Source organism: Buttiauxella brennerae ATCC 51605 (assembly GCF_001654925.1).
GTDB lineage: Bacteria > Pseudomonadota > Gammaproteobacteria > Enterobacterales > Enterobacteriaceae > Buttiauxella > Buttiauxella brennerae.
Window position 1 is genome coordinate 1 of record NZ_LXER01000044.1, and the last position, 1222, is coordinate 1222.

A 1222-nucleotide genomic window follows, 5' to 3' on the forward strand; every position below is an offset into this window, starting at 1 on the left:
TTGTAGATTCAATCTGTCAACGCAACACCCCTTTCAATGATCTCTTTCGGTGTTTTGAACTTCAGTGTCTTTCTCGGTCTGTTGTTTAGCTGAGCTGCAACCTGATCCAGCTCATGTTGAGTATATTGGGCAAGACATGTCTTTTTAGGAAAGTACTGTCGAATTAGCCCATTAGTGTTCTCGTTTGTTCCCCGCTGCCAGGGACTCTGAGGATCGCAGAAGTAAACTTTAACTCCGGTGCTGCCAGTAAATTCCAGATGCCTGGCCAGCTCCATTCCTCTGTCCCATGTCAGTGATTGCCGGAGTTCAGGCGGCAAGCTCAGGAATTTGTCGGTAAGAGCCTGATTCACTGAGAAAGAATCTTTGCCCCTGAGCCTAAGGATGATCGTATAACGTGATTTTCGGTCTACAAGTGTGGCTATATGCGAGTTTTTTGTGCCTGATACTAAATCGCCTTCCCAGTGCCCCAGAGAGCGTCTGTTATCGATATGCCGGGAGCGTTCGTGAATTGGCGTTCCGTTCACTATGTTGATCGTGCCTCTTTCACCTTTGCGGGTATGGCGTCTGCCATGACGAAGGCTATGCGACCGGCGCAGATGCTGTACATTCAGGTGGTGTAGCGCTTCACGGCTACGAAAGTACAGGGTTTTATAAATTGTCTCAGGTGATATTCGCAGTGTTTTTTGACGCGGCTTCGTTCGCCTTAACCATCCTGATATTTGCTCTGGAGACCACTTCATCTCCAGCTTTTCCAGGACAAGCTCCCGCAACGGTAAATTCTGATCCAGTAAGCACGGTTTTGGTCTTTTCGCCATTCTGTTGGCCCGGTTATTAGCATCAACAGCTTTGTAATAGCGCCTGCCTCGATTACGCTGAACTTCACGTGAGATCGTCGAAGGACTACGATTCAGCGCAGTCGCTATCGCACGAATGCTCATTTTGGCTGACAAACCAGCTCGTATTTCCTCGCGCTCAGACAGCGTCAGGTGAGCTACAGCCCGCTTACGCTCATTGGGTTTTATGCCGCCAGTATCTCTTAACATGGTGAAGATTGTTCCTGGTTTCGAACCCAGGATATTAGCTATCTCACTGAAGCCTGTTCCGTTCTTCCACAGTTCAAAAACAGATGCTTTTTCCTTTGCTGTAAATGTCCGTCTCATTCAAAAACCCTCCGCAACCCCATGTTTTCACATGACTGTTGCGTTGACCAATTGAATCTACA

The 1222-nt window shown here is 48.0% G+C and carries 1 protein-coding gene; it reads right to left on the reverse strand.

Translation table 11 applies throughout. The annotated features are described in order from the left end of the window. Positions 1–8: 8 nt before the first annotated feature. Positions 9–1160 carry an IS30 family transposase gene (locus M975_RS21890; protein WP_064562008.1) on the reverse strand — a complete coding sequence of 384 codons (1152 nt, stop codon included), beginning with the start codon at positions 1158–1160 and terminating at the stop codon, positions 9–11. Positions 1161–1222 lie beyond the last annotated feature (62 nt).

Excerpts from the sequence above, each read along its gene's own strand:
- M975_RS21890 (WP_064562008.1), bottom strand. The coding sequence starts at position 1,160 with ATGAGACGGACATTTACAGCAAAGGAAAAAGCATCTGTTTTTGAACTG.